This window comes from Actinomyces capricornis (assembly GCF_019974135.1).
Taxonomy (GTDB): Bacteria; Actinomycetota; Actinomycetes; order Actinomycetales; family Actinomycetaceae; genus Actinomyces; species Actinomyces capricornis.
This window is the reverse complement of sequence record NZ_AP025017.1, coordinates 2,933,849-2,947,407: the sequence shown is the minus strand read 5'-3', so window position 1 is coordinate 2,947,407 and position 13,559 is coordinate 2,933,849. Positions and strand designations below refer to the sequence as shown.

The 13,559-nt window shown below is 70.5% G+C and carries 10 protein-coding genes; 5 read left to right on the top strand and 5 right to left on the bottom strand.

Annotated elements, in window-relative coordinates; all coding sequences use genetic code 11:
• Positions 1-7 precede the first annotated feature (7 nt).
• From MANAM107_RS12045 to fmt, 5 genes are all read right to left on the bottom strand, one after another.
• The gene (locus MANAM107_RS12045; protein WP_223913162.1) at positions 8-1,576 is read right to left on the bottom strand and encodes an acyl-CoA carboxylase subunit beta; all 1,569 of its coding nucleotides are present in this window, start codon (positions 1,574-1,576) and stop codon (positions 8-10) included.
• A 69-nt stretch (positions 1,577-1,645) separates the two neighbouring features.
• Positions 1,646-3,514, bottom strand: coding sequence for an ATP-binding protein (locus MANAM107_RS12040; RefSeq protein WP_223909046.1), 1,869 nt, complete (start codon positions 3,512-3,514; stop codon positions 1,646-1,648).
• 436 nt (positions 3,515-3,950) lie between these two features.
• On the bottom strand, positions 3,951-4,634 hold the full coding sequence (rpe, locus tag MANAM107_RS12035; RefSeq protein WP_223909044.1) for a ribulose-phosphate 3-epimerase: 684 nt from the start codon (positions 4,632-4,634) through the stop codon (positions 3,951-3,953).
• 104 nt (positions 4,635-4,738) lie between these two features.
• The gene (locus MANAM107_RS12030) at positions 4,739-6,133 is read right to left on the bottom strand and encodes an RsmB/NOP family class I SAM-dependent RNA methyltransferase (protein ID WP_223913159.1); all 1,395 of its coding nucleotides are present in this window, start codon (positions 6,131-6,133) and stop codon (positions 4,739-4,741) included.
• 269 nt (positions 6,134-6,402) lie between these two features.
• Entirely contained in the window at positions 6,403-7,350 is a 948-nt protein-coding gene (fmt, locus tag MANAM107_RS12025) for a methionyl-tRNA formyltransferase (RefSeq protein WP_223909042.1), read from the bottom strand.
• A 377-nt stretch (positions 7,351-7,727) separates the two neighbouring features.
• Between fmt and MANAM107_RS12020 the strand changes: the two genes are divergently transcribed.
• The 5 genes from MANAM107_RS12020 to MANAM107_RS12000 all read left to right on the top strand — a co-directional run bounded on the left by MANAM107_RS12020 (position 7,728) and on the right by MANAM107_RS12000 (position 13,541).
• On the top strand, positions 7,728-8,957 hold the full coding sequence (locus MANAM107_RS12020) for an arginine deiminase (protein WP_223909039.1): 1,230 nt from the start codon (positions 7,728-7,730) through the stop codon (positions 8,955-8,957).
• Positions 8,958-9,031: 74 nt separating this feature from the next.
• Complete coding sequence (argF, locus tag MANAM107_RS12015; RefSeq protein WP_223909033.1) at positions 9,032-10,042, top strand: ornithine carbamoyltransferase; 1,011 nt, start codon at positions 9,032-9,034, stop codon at positions 10,040-10,042.
• Between the two features lie 5 nt (positions 10,043-10,047).
• Positions 10,048-10,959: a carbamate kinase gene (gene arcC / locus MANAM107_RS12010; RefSeq protein ID WP_223909026.1), complete on the top strand. Its 912-nt coding sequence runs from the start codon at positions 10,048-10,050 to the stop codon at positions 10,957-10,959.
• Between the two features lie 211 nt (positions 10,960-11,170).
• Entirely contained in the window at positions 11,171-12,298 is a 1,128-nt protein-coding gene (locus tag MANAM107_RS12005; protein ID WP_223909020.1) for a serine/threonine protein kinase, read from the top strand.
• A 181-nt stretch (positions 12,299-12,479) separates the two neighbouring features.
• Positions 12,480-13,541, top strand: a complete 1,062-nt coding sequence (locus tag MANAM107_RS12000; RefSeq protein WP_223909013.1) for a DMT family transporter — start codon at positions 12,480-12,482, stop codon at positions 13,539-13,541.
• Positions 13,542-13,559 lie beyond the last annotated feature (18 nt).

Here is a 13,559-nt window from a genome sequence, read left to right as displayed (position 1 = left end):
TCGATCCTCACAGGGGCACGTTGTCGTGCTTCTTGGGCGACGCCGGCCGGGCGTCGTTCTTGGCGCTGAGAGCCGCCAGGGAGTCCACGATGACGGTGCGGGTGTCCTCGGGGGCGATCACCGCATCGATCTCGCCGATGGCCACGGCCTTGTCCGGGTTGATGACGGCCTCGGTGTACTGGGCGGTCAGGCGCTCCTGCTCGGCGATGGCGGCCTGCTCCCCCTGCTCGGTGCGGACCCTGGCCAGGTCGCGGCGGTGGATGATGCCCACCGCGCCGGCGGCGCCCAGCACGGCGATCTCCGCCCCGGGCCAGCAGAAGTTGAGGTCGGCGCCGATGGCCTTGGAGCCCATGACGATGTAGGCCCCGCCGTAGGCCTTGCGCAGGACCACGGTCACCAGGGGAACCGTGGCGGTGGCGTAGGCGTTGATGACCTTGGCGCCGCGCCGGATGATGCCGGCGTGCTCCTGCTCGGCCCCGGGGCGGTAGCCGGGCACATCCACGAAGGTGACCACCGGCAGCCCGAAGGCGTCGCAGAAGCGCACGAAGCGCGCCAGCTTCTCGGAGGCATCGACATCCAGGGTCCCGGCGTCCACCAGGGGCTGGTTGGCCACGATGCCCACCGGGCGGCCCTCGAAGCAGGCGAAGCCGACCACCACATTGGCGGCGAAGTCCTCCTGGACCTGGACCAGCTCGCCGTGGTCGACCACCGCCGAGACGACATCGACGACGTCGTAGGCCTGGCGGGTCGAGGCGGGCACCAGGGACCCCACCTCGCGGGCGGCCTCGGCGTCGGCCTGGGCCTGGAGCTCGTCGTAGTCGTACCTGGGCGCCTCCCGCTCGGAGGAGGAGGGCAGGTAGGCCAGCAGGGTGCGCACATGGCCCAGCGCGTCGGCCTCGTCCTCGGCCACGTAGTGCACGACGCCGGAGACCGAGCCGTGGATCTGGGCGCCGCCCAGGTCCTCGGCGGTGATGCTCTCCCCCGTGACCGCCCGCACGACGTCGGGGCCGGTGACGAACATGTGGGAGGCCTCGCGGGTGGCGATGACGAAGTCGGTCAGGGCCGGGCTGTAGACGGCGCCGCCCGCGCAGGGCCCCAGGATGACGCTGATCTGCGGCACCAGGCCCGAGGCGGCGCAGGTGCGGTTGAAGATGCGCCCGTACTGGCGCAGCGCCCCCACGCCCTCCTGGATCTTGGCGCCCCCGGAGTCGATAAGGCCGATGACGGGGATGCGCAGGCGCAGGGCGTCGTCGAGCAGGCGCACGATCTTGTCGCCCTCGACACTGCCCAGGGAGCCGCCGGAGACGGAGAAGTCCTGGGAGTAGACGGCCACCTGGCGCCCGTCGATCTGGCCGAAGCCGGTGACCACGCCCGAGGGGCGGGCCTTGCTGCCGGCGCCCGAGCCGTTGTAGCGGCCGATCTCCAGGAAGGTGGACTCATCGAGCAGGGCGTCGATGCGCTCGCGGGCGGTGCGCTTGCCCTTGGCGTGCTGGCGCTGGGCGGCCCGCTCCTCGGCCTCGCGGTCCACCCGGGCCATGCGCTCGCGGAAGGCCGTGGTGGCGGCGGAGTCGGCCATGGTCCCGGCGGCCGCCTGGTCGGCGCCGGGCGGCGGCGCGGCGGTGGCGTTGGTCGTTGTGGTCACGGCTCAGGCCTCCTGGGTGGTCTCGGGGGCGGTCATGCGCACCAGGACGTCGCCGGCGGTGACCGTGCGTCCGGCGCTGACGGGGATGTCAGTGATCCGCCCGTCGTGGGGGGCGTGGACGTAGTTCTCCATCTTCATGGACTCCAGCACCACCAGCAGGTCGCCCTGGACGACCTGGGCTCCGGGCTCGGTGCAGATACGGGTGACGATGGACTGCATGGGGGCGGCGATGACGCCGGGCTCGCCGCCGGCATCCCCGCCCGAGGACCCGGTGCCTGTGGCACCGGCGCGCGCGCTGCGACCGGGGCCCGCGCCGCTGCGACCCCGCAGGGGCTGGGTGCGCCGGGAGCGGGACACGAAGTCGTGCCCGTAGTGGGTGGGGGCCAGGATGCCGTCGGGCAGGGTCAGCTGCATGCGTCGCCCGTTGAGCTCGATGATGTAGCTGGAGCGGGTGCGCGGGGAGGGCTCGGGGAGCGCGGCCTCCTCGCCGTCCTGCTCGCCCGGGGCCTCCTGCCCCGCGGTGGCCCCGGCGGCGAGCTCGGGCAGGACCTCGTTCTCGATCCACCGGGTGGTCACCGCCAGCGCGCCGGCCTCATCGCTGCGGGTGAAGGCCTCCTGGGTCAGGACGTGGGCGTGCAGGCCGGCGCAGACGGTCACGCCCTCGACGACGGTCTCGGCCAGGGCTCGGCGCGCGCGTGCCAGGGCCTGGTCCCGGGTGGCGCCGGTGACGACGATCTTGGCCAGCATGGGGTCGAACATGGGGGTGACCACGTCGCCCTCGGTGACCCCGGACTCGATGCGGATACCGGGACCGGCGGGCCAGCGCAGGCGGGAGATGACCCCGGTGGAGGGGGCCAGGTGGCGGGTGGGGTCCTCGCAGGTGATGCGCATCTCGATGGAGTGCCCGCGCACCGGATCGATGCGGCCCAGGGGGCCGCCCTCGGCCAGGCGCAGCTGGACCTCGACCAGGTCGGTGCCGGTGACCTCCTCCGAGACGCAGTGCTCGACCTGCAGGCGAGGGTTGACCTCGAGGAACCACAGGTCGCCCTCGGGGGTCAGGAGGAACTCGCAGGTGGCCACGCCCACGTAGTCCACGGTCTCCATGAGGCGCCGCGAGGCCTCGACGAGGCGCTCGTTGAGGCCCTCGGGCAGGAAGGGGGCGGGGGCCTCCTCCAGCAGCTTCTGGTTGCGGCGCTGGAGGGTGCAGTCCCGGGTGGAGACCACGGCGAAGCCGCCGTGGGCGTCGCGGGCGCACTGGGTCTCGATGTGCCGGGCGGCGGTGACGAAGCGCTCCAGGATGAGCGTGCCGCCGCCCGCGGCGGCCGAGGCCAGGGCGGGGGTCGTGGCCACCTCCTCATCGGAGTGCAGCACGGTGATGCCGCGCCCGCCGCCGCCGTCGGTGCGCTTGAGGGCCACGGGGTAGCCGTGGCGCGCCGCGAAGTCGGTGATGGTGGAGGTCTGGGTGACCGAGTCGGTGATACCGGGAACGGGGTCGACGCCGGCGGCCTGGGCGGTGCGCCGGGCGCTCATCTTGTCCCCCAGGGCCTCCATGGCCGCGGGCGAGGGTCCCACCCAGGTGATGCCGGCGTCGATGACGGACTGGGCGAAGGCCGCGTCCTCGGCCAGGAAGCCGTAGCCGGGGTGGATGGCGTCGGCGCCGGTGGCCTGCGCCAGTGCCAGGACCGCCTGGGCGTCGGTGTAGGAGGAGCCCTCGGGCAGGGCGTGGGCCTCGTCGGCCAGCTCCGCGGCGGGACTCATGAGGTCCTCAGGGGTGTAGGGCAGGATCGAGGTCGCCCCGAGGTCGCGGACTGTGCGCACGACGCGCAGTGCGATCTCACCGCGGTTGGCGATGAGGATGCGGGAGAGGGTCACCGAGTGTCTCCTTGCCTGTGGTACCGGGATCGGGCAGCGCGCCCCGCGCAGCGGCGTGGAGGATTCCTCCGAAATCCTGTGGGCCGCACACGGGGACCGCGGTGTCGCCCTTGAGCGTACGGCGTGGCCGTCAGTCCCGACTGGAGGCCGGGAGGGCGGGCGCCGCCAGGAATGAGGCTACGGCGTCAGCGTTGCCAACAGATTTGTGGAAACCTCACAAAGACCGCGGGTGACATTGGCGTAACATGCCAGAGCCCAGCAACGCCGGTGCCTAGACCAGGCCTGGGAAAGGCGGTCATCCCCTCATGGCGGGCCTTGAGGTTTCCCACAATCACGACCGACTCGTTGCCCCACCAGCCTCAGCCGCCCCGGCGGCATCACTGACCACAGGGGCCTCAGGTGCGCGCGGTCCGTGCCGTCCGTGCCGGCTGAGGGCTCAGTGCGCATGCGCCCGGGCCAGGGCCCGCAGCTGCTCGATGGCGGCCAGGGCGTCCTGGGCCCCGTAGACCGCTGAGCCGGCGACGAAGACCTCGGCCCCGGCCTGGGCGGCGCGCTCGATGGTGCCGGCCGAGATCCCGCCGTCGACCTGGATGCGCAGCTCCAGCCCGCGCCTGCCCACCAGGCGCCGGGCGCGCTCGATCTTGGGCAGCATGGACTCGATGAAGGCCTGGCCGCCGAAGCCCGGCTCGACGGTCATGATGAGCAGCAGGTCGAACTCCCCTAGGACGTCCTCCACGGCCTCCAGGGGCGTGGAGGGGCGCAGGGCGATCCCCGCCCCCGCGCCCAGGCGGTGCAGCTCGCGGGCCAGGCGCACCGGGGCGACGAGGGCCTCGCTGTGGGCGGTGACGATCTGGCAGCCGGCCTCGGCGTAGGCCGGCCCCCAGCGGTCGGGGTCCTCGATCATGAGGTGGGCGTCCACGGGCAGCGAGGTGTGGGCCACCACCGCCTCGACCACCGGCAGGCCCCAGGAGAGGTTGGGCACGAAGTGGTTGTCCATGACATCGACGTGCACGCCGTCGGCGCCCTCGATGCGCGCCAGCTCCTCGGCCAGGTGGGCGATGTCGCAGTTGAGGATGGAGGGGTGGATGGCGGCTGCCGGGGCGGTGGCGGGGGTGGTCATGGGGGCTCCTGTCCGGTTGCGGGGCCCTGCACTCATGCGCGGGCGTCCTGCCCCCATTGTCCCGCCTCGCCCGGTGCTGTCACGTATGCGGCACCCGCCGGCGCTCAGCGATCCGCTCGGGAGGTGACCCGCAGCAGGGCGCAGAACATCGCGTCGGTGCCGTCGAGATGGGGCCACAGCTGCAGCATCTCCCGCTCGGCGCCGGCCGGGGGGCGCGGGGCGATGCGGGTGGCGGCGTCCCCGGCGTGCAGCACCTCGACTCCGAGCCCCTCGCGCTCCTGGCGGCGAAGGACATCGCGCACGACCAGCTCGGTCTCCAGGGCATGCGGGGAGCAGGTGACGTAGGCCACCAATCCCCCGCGGCGCACCGCCCTGAGCGCACTGGTCAGCAGCTCGCGCTGCAGCTGCGCCAGCTCGGTGACGTCCCCGCGGCTGCGCCGCCAGCGGGACTCGGGACGACGGCGCAGGGAGCCCAGGCCCGAGCACGGGGCATCGACCAGCACCCGGTCGTAGCGGCCCGGCTCCTGCTCGCCGTAGACGCGTCCATCGTCCTGACGGACCTCCACCACCTCGGGGGCAAGGGCGCGCACGGCCGAGCGCACCAGGTCGGCCCGGTGGGCGGTGATCTCATTGGCCACCAGATGGGCCCCGCGCTGGGCGGCCAGGGCCCCCAGGAGCGCGGCCTTGCCGCCGGGTCCCGCGCACAGGTCGAGCCAGCGCTCGTCGCGGCCCTCAAGGGGGGCCTGCGCGGCCATGAGGGCCACCAGCTGGCTGCCCTCGTCCTCCACGGCGGCGCGCGCGTCCCGGACCGCACGGATCCGGCCGGGGTCTCCCCCAGCCAGGATGACGGCGCAGGGGCTGACCGCGCCGCCGGTGGGCTCCTGCCCGGTGGCCAGGCGCGCTTCCTTGGCCAGGCGCTCGGGAGCGATGAGCCCGGGGCGGGCGCACAGCACCACCTCGGGGTCGGCATTGTCGGCCGCCAGGAGCGCGGCGAGCTCCTCAGCGGGCTGGCCATGGGCCACCAGTGCCTGGCGCAGATCCTTGACCACCCACAGCGGGTGGGACTCGACCTGCGCCAGCGCGGTGACCTCATCGGCGGCCTGTTCGCGCAGGACGGCGAGCCACTGGCCCAGGTCCTTGGCGCTGATGCGGCGCAGCACCGCATTGACCAGGCCGGCCGCCCCATGGCCCGCGGACCTGCGGGCCAGGTCCACCGTGGCGCTGACGGCGGCGTGGCCGGGCACCCGCATCCCCAGCAGCTGGTGGGCCCCCAGCCGCAGAAGATCGAGCACGACGTCGTCGAGCCCCTCCAGCGGGCGGTCCAGGCACAGGGCGATGATCGCGTCATAGCGGCCCTGGAGCCTGAGGGTCCCGTAGGTCAGGGCCGTGGCCAGGGCCGCATCCCTGCTGTCCAGGCCGGCGGCGTCCAGGGCCGGGGGCAGGGCGAGGTTGGCGAAGGCGCCGTCGCGCCCGACCCGGGTGAGCACTTCCAGGGCCACCTGGCGGGCATCGGCGCCGGTGCGGCGCGGCCCGCGCCGCCTGCGCCCGCCCTGATGGCCGTTGCTCGGCTCCTGGCCGCCCTGGGCGCGGCGGCCGGCGGACTCGGAGGAGGCCCTGCGCCGCTCCTGCCCGGCGCCCCGGCCCGCCGAGCCGCGCTCGCGCCCCTGCCCGCGGCGCTGGATGCCTGCGTGACCACGCTGCTGGCCTGAACCGTGGGGGCGCCCCGCGGGGCGGTAGGAGCCCCGCCCTCCGGTGCCTGCCGCTGCCATCACCGGGCCTCCCCCTGATCCTGGCCGAGTACCGCGCCCGCGCCCAGCCGCGCCCCCCGGGCCCAGGCCTCGGCCTCCATCCAGCTCCGGCCGGCGGGAGCCACCCGGCCCAGGCGCACGGCGCAGCCCCCGGTACCCACGAGGACCTCGTGCTTGGTGGCCCTGACCTGCCCCGGCAGCAGGTCGGTGACCTCGGGCACGAGCGCGACCGGGCCCAGGCGCAGGCGCTTGGCCTCCAGGGTGGTGTGGGCGCCGGGGGCGGGGCTGACCCCGCGGATGCGCCGGTCGATGCTCTGGGCGGGATCGGCCCAGCGGATCTCGCCATCGGCGGAGGACAGCATGGGGGCCAGGGTGGCCAGCGCCTCGTCCTGGGGCTCGGGGGCGGTGGTGCGCGCGGCGACATCCTCCAGGACCTTGAGCACCAGGGGCGCGCCGGCACGGGCCAGGCGCTCCAGCAGGTCCCCGCTGGTGTCGCGCGGCCCGATGGTCTCGGTCACGCGCCCCAGGATCGGGCCGGTGTCCAGACCCTCCTCGAGCTGGAAGACGCAGGCCCCGGTGATCTCCTCCCCGGCGATGATCGCCCGCTGGACCGGGGCGGCGCCGCGCCAGGCGGGCAGCAGGGAGAAGTGGAGGTTGAGCCAGCCGTGGGCGGGCACCCCCAGCAGGTCAGGGGGCACGATCCTGCCGTAGGCCACGACGACGGCGACATCGGCGTCCAAGGAGCCGATCCACTCCCGGGTGGCCGGATCCTTCAGAGTCGCCGGGGTGCGCAGCTCCAGTCCCGCCTCACGGGCCCGGCGGGCCACCGGGGAGGGGGTCAGGGTGCGTCCCCTGCCCTGGCGGGCATCGGCCCGGGTCAGGACGCCGACCACCTCGTGGTGGGAGTCCAGGAGGGCGTCTAGGGTGGGCAGGGCGGCTTCGGGGGTTCCGGCGAACAGGACGCGCATGCGCGCCAGTCTACGGGCGGCACCGGCGGGGCCGGGGCGCGGGCCCCGCACCGCGCGCCTTCTCGGTTCTCCACATATCGGCGTGCCGGCGCTATCGTGGAGGGCTCCCGGGGCACTGCCCCGGTGCTCACGCACCGCTGGCCGCTCGCCGGACGGGTCGCAGCCCGGACGGGCGCGCATGGGACGAAGGTCCGAGCCCGCCGGCGATCCCGCAATAAGTCACCCAAACTCACGATCACCTGGGGCTTCTCAATCGCCGGACACCCTGGTACGCTCGTACCACTTCTCCGGTACGGACGTACCAGAACGCCCGCGCTGTGCGACGTCGCATACCGGACCACCTACCTAGGACACGATGATGTGTCAGAAAGGGAGTCATGGGTTTCTCCGTGGATTCCGAAATCGGGAGGCTCAAGCAGGTCATCGTCCACCGGCCCGGCCGGGAGATGCTCCGACTCACCCCCCAGAACAAGGACGACCTGCTCTTCGATGACATCCTGTGGCTCGATCGCGCCCGGGAGGAGCACGACCGCTTCTCCTCCCTCCTGCGCGAGCGCGGCGCCGAGGTGCTCTACCTCGATGAGCTCCTGGCCCAGACCCTGGAGATCGAGGAGGCCAAGACCTACATCCTGGATCGCGTCATCAACGAGAACACCTGCGGCCCCGTGGCGGGCCGGCACCTGAGGGCCATCGCGGAGTCCATGACGGCCGCCGACCTGGCCGAGCTGCTCATCGCCGGCATCACCAAGGCCGAGCTGCTGGAGCACGGGCCCTGCACCGGCTCCCTCAACCTGGCGTCCATGGACGACGACGACCTGGTCATCACCCCCCTGCCCAACCACCTGTTCACCCGGGACACCTCCTGCTGGATCCAGGGCGGGGTCTCGATCAACTCCATGACGATGCCGGCCCGCCAGCGCGAGACCATCAACTACGAGGCGATCTACCGCTGGCACCCGATGTTCGCCCAAAGCACCTTCCCGGTGTGGTCCGAGGGCACGGCGGCGGGTCCTGCCACCGTCGAGGGCGGGGACGTCGAGGTCATCGGCAACGGCGCCCTGCTCGTGGGCGTCTCGGAGCGCACCACCGCCCAGGGCATCGAGCGCCTGGCCACGCGCCTGTTCGCCGACGGCGCCATCACCCAGGTCATCGCCGTGGAGATGCAGAAGACCCGGGCCCAGATGCACCTGGACACCGTGATGACCATGATCGACACCGGCCGGTTCGTCGCCTACAGCGGCCTGGGGATGCTGCCCACCATCACCCTGCGCCCCGGGGACGACGGCCAGGCCGTCACCGTCTCGCGCAATGACGCCGAGAGCATGTACCAGGTCATTGCGCAAGCCCTGGGCCTGGATGACATCGACGTCCTCATCACCCCGCAGGACTCCCGGGCGGCAGCGCGCGAGCAGTGGGACGACGGCTGCAATACCCTGGCGATCGCCCCCGGCGTTATCATGACCTACGAGCGCAATGTCCGCACCAACGAGTTCTTGTCCGACCACGGCATCGAGGTTCTGCCTGTGCCGGGCTCCGAGTTGGGGCGCGGCCGTGGCGGCCCCCACTGCATGAGTTGTCCCGTGCTGCGCGACCCCGTCGAGGCATGAGAGCCGCGGGCGCAGCACCGATCCCATCGACCTATCTCAATCCATTGATCCCGACACCTACCGAAGGAGTTTCTGTGTCTCATCCGCTGTCTGGTCGTAGTTTTTTGAAGGAGTTGGATTTCTCTGCGCAGGAGTGGGGTGGTCTGCTGGAGTTGGCGGCGGAGTTGAAGGCCGCGAAGAAGGAGGGGCGTGAGGTCAAGCGGTTGGAGGGTAAGAACATCGCGTTGATCTTTGAGAAGACCTCGACGCGCACGCGGTGCTCCTTCGAGGTGGCGGCCTATGATCAGGGTGCGCAGGTGACGTATCTGGATCCTTCGGGCTCGCAGATGGGTCATAAGGAGTCGGTGGCTGATACTGCTCGGGTGCTGGGCCGGTTCTATGACGGGATCGAGTTCCGTGGTAAGGAGCAGGCTCATGTCGAGCAGCTGGCCGAGCTGTCGGGGGTGCCGGTGTGGAACGGTCTGACCGATGAGTGGCATCCCACCCAGATGCTGGCCGATCAGCTCACGATGCTCGAGCATGCGGGGGGCAAGGCGATCGGGGAGATCTCCTTTGCCTATCTGGGGGATGCGCGCAATAACGTGGCCAACTCCCTGCTGATCGCCGGGGCGCTGATGGGCATGGATGTGCGCATGGTGGCCCCCAAGGAGTTGCAGACCAGTGCTGAGGTGGTGGCCCAGGCCCAGCGCCTGGCCCAGGACAGCGGGGCACGGATCCTCATTACGGATGATGTGGCCGCCGGTGTGGCGGGGGTGGACTTCTTGTACACCGATGTGTGGGTCTCCATGGGTGAGCCCAAGGAGGTCTGGGATGAGCGCATCGCGCTGCTGCGGCCCTACCAGGTCAACGCTGAGATGCTCAAGGCCACGGGCAACCCGGGTGTGAAGTTCCTGCACTGCCTGCCGGCCTTCCACGACCGGGCCACCACGGTGGGCCAGGACATCTACGACAAGACCGGCATGGAGGGGCTGGAGGTCACCGACGAGGTCTTCGAGTCCGAGCACAACGTGGCCTTCGACCAGGCCGAGAACCGCATGCACACCATCAAGGCCGTCATGGTCGCCACCCTCGGAAACTGGGACTGAGAGATATGAGGATCGTTGTAGCACTCGGCGGTAACGCCCTTCTCAAGCGCGGGGAGAAGCCCGACGCCTCCACGCAGATCGCCAATGTCGAGCTCGCCGCCGGCCAGTTGGCCCGTCTCGCCGAGGAGCACGAGCTCGTCATCACCCACGGCAACGGCCCCCAGGTGGGCGTGCTCGCCCTGGAGTCGGCCAATGACGAGCGCCTGTCCGAGCCCTACCCCTTCGACACCCTGGGTGCCGAGACGCAGGGGATGATCGGCTACTGGCTGCTGCAGGCGATGCAGAACGCGCTGCCCGGCCGCCAGGTCGCCGCCATGGTCAACCAGACCCTGGTCGATGCCGACGACCCCGCCTTCAAGGACCCCACCAAATTCGTGGGCGAGGTCTACTCCCAGCAGGAGGCCGAGCGCCTGGCCGCCGAGCGGGGCTGGAGCGTCAAGGCCGATGGCCAGTACTACCGGCGCGTCGTCGGATCCCCCCAGCCCCAGGGCGTGGTCGAGACCGACGTCATCCGCACCCTGGTCGAGCACGGGACTGTCGTGGTGTGTGCGGGCGGGGGCGGCGTGCCCGTCATCCGCACCGAGGGACGTCTCCAGGGCGTCGAGGCCGTCATCGACAAGGACCTCACCGCCTCCGTGCTGGCCCAGGCCCTGAAGGCCGATGCCCTGTTCATCCTCACCGACGTCGACGGCGTCTACAAGGACTTCGGCACCGAGAACCAGGAGCAGGTCCCCCGGGCCACGCCCGCCTCCCTGCGCGGCATGGGCCTGCCGGCCGGCTCCATGGGGCCCAAGGTCGAGGCCGTGTGCCGCTTCGTGGAGAGCACAGGGAACATGGCCGCCATCGGCCGCCTTGAGGACGCCGTGTCACTGGTGGAGGGCACGACCGGGACTATTGTCCGCCCCGAGGGGAGCTGACAGTGGGGCGGGCGCTGCCCGCCCCACACCTCCCCCGCGCTCAGACCGATAACCGTGCCCACGGGGTGCACCCCGCGTAGGGCAGCAGCATGAAGGAGGTGACCGGCACAGGCAGGTGGCCGTGCCCGATTCTCAACCAGTTTCTCCATCACCACAGACCTTCATCATCCATCGAGAACACACTCACAGAGCACAAAGGAGTGACCTAACCATGACGAAGATCGTCAACTCGTGGAACGACTTCGACCCGCTCAAGCACGTGATCGTCGGCCGTGCCGACTTCTCCGTCATTCCCCCGGAGGAGCCCGCCACCTCTGAGAAGGTGCCGATCGACTCCGAGATGCGCGGCATGTGGGGCCCGCGCCCCACCGCCACGGTCGAGGCCGCCAACGAGCAGCTGGACAACTACGCCAAGATCCTCGAGGGTCTGGGCATCAAGGTTGACCGGCCCACCCCGCTGCAGTGGAACCAGGCCATCACCACGCCTGACTTCCGCACCGAGTCCGGCTTCACCCAGATGCCCCCGCGTGACATCCTGCTGACCATCGGCTCGGAGATCATGGCCTCGGCCAACTCGTTCCGCTGCCGCTACTTCGAGTACCTGGCCTACTGGGACCTCATGGGCCAGTACTTCGAGGAGGACCCGGAGTTCAAGTGGACCCAGGCCCCCCGCCCGCGCCTGACGGACAAGTCCTACAAGCACAACTACTACGACGAGAAGATCTCGCTGGAGGAGCGCCTTGAGCGCACCGCCGCCAAGGACTTCGTGACCACCGAGGTCGAGCCCATGTGGGACGCCGCGGACGTCATGCGCGTGGGCAAGGACCTGTTCATCCAGCACGGTCTGACCACCAACCGCAAGGCCATGGAGTGGTTCAAGCGCTACTACCCCGACCTTCGCGTGCACGCCGTGAACTTCCCCGGCGACCCCTACCCGATCCACATCGACGCGACCTTCGTGCCGCTGCGGCCCGGGCTGATCATCAACAACCCGCACCGTCGTCTGCCCGAGGAGCAGCGCAAGATCTTCGAGGCCAATGACTGGCAGATCGTCGACGCGGCTCAGCCGGCTCACGACACCCCGCCCCCGCTGTGCTACTCCTCGGTGTGGCTGTCCATGAACTGCCTGGTCATCGACCACAAGACCGTGTGTGTCGAGGCCAGCGAGGTCCACCAGATGGAGCAGATGGACAAGCTGGGCATGAATGTCATCCCGGTCCCGTTCCGCGACGCCTACGCCTTCGGCGGCGGCCTGCACTGCGCGACCGCGGATGTCTACCGCGAGGGAACCTGCGAGGACTACTTCCCCAACCAGGTCGAGGACCCCACGCTGGTCTGACCCTCACCGCCGGCCGGGGGCGGCCCACTGCGGCCGCCCCCGGGCCACCGGCCCACCGTGCAACGCGCCCCGCCTCCCTGTCCATCTCATCCCTCACCCGTTCATCCATCACCTTCCACTACTGCCAAGCACACGGAAAACCACGGCACCACGATGGTGCACAACCGCAAAGGAGCGGACGTTGGACTCCTCGGGTCACCTCAAGCTCAAGGGCTTCGGGTTCATGTTCCTATCGTCGAGCCTCATGGGCGGCATCGGCGCATTCGCACGCTACATCAACGCTCCGGGCGACTTCATCGCCTTCTGCCGCAGTTTCAGCGGAATTATCGGCATGTCGCTCTTCTTCCTCGCCGTGGGGGGATTCGCCAAGCTCAGGGCGACCAGGTTCACGCCCTCGATCTTCTTCTCGGGCATGTTCCTGGGACTGCTGTCCTCCCTCTACGTCATCTCGACCCAGTACACGACGCTGGCCAATGCCTCCTTCCTCATCTACACCGGCCCGATCTACTCCACGATCCTGGCCACGATCTTCCTGCGCGAGCCCTTCAAGCCGGTGATGATCGCCTCCCTGGTGGCGGTCCTGGCCGGGACGCTCCTCATCGTCCAGATCGTCTCGGAGAAGGGCTTCGGCCTCGACCTCGATCCCAAGTACCTCTTTGGCAATATCATCGCCCTGCTCTCGGGCGTGGCCTACGGCCTCTACCTGTTTGTCTCGCGCTATCGCACGGATTGCGACTCCAATGTCAGGGCCTGGTACAACTTCCTGTTCGCCGTGTGCACCATCGGCATCATGCTGGCAATGCGCTGGTCCAAACTCGAGTACGTCGTGCGTGATGAGGTCGACGGCGTGCCCACCGCCCGGGTCGATGAGGCCGGCAGCATCGTGACCATGCCGTGGAGCATCTCCCAGATGGATGGGCGCTCCTGGATGGTCCTCATCGCCGCGGCCCTCATCACCGGCTTCGGCGCCTTCTACTTCCTGACCGTCGCCAGCCGGATCCTGCTGGCCGGGGAGCTGGCCACGATCTCCTACCAGGAGACGATCATGGCCTCCCTGCTCGGCTTCTTCCTCTTCCACGAGCACCTCACCGGTCTGCAGATGGTCGGTGGCGCACTCATCATCGGCGGCGGTATCTCCCAGGTCTACTTCTCCACCAGGTCGGAGAAGCCCTCGCGGGCCGCCCAGGAGGGAACAGCGCTGCCCGAGCCCGGCTCCCGGCCACAACCCGTCGATGCGACCTGACGGGCCGCAGCAGAGCAC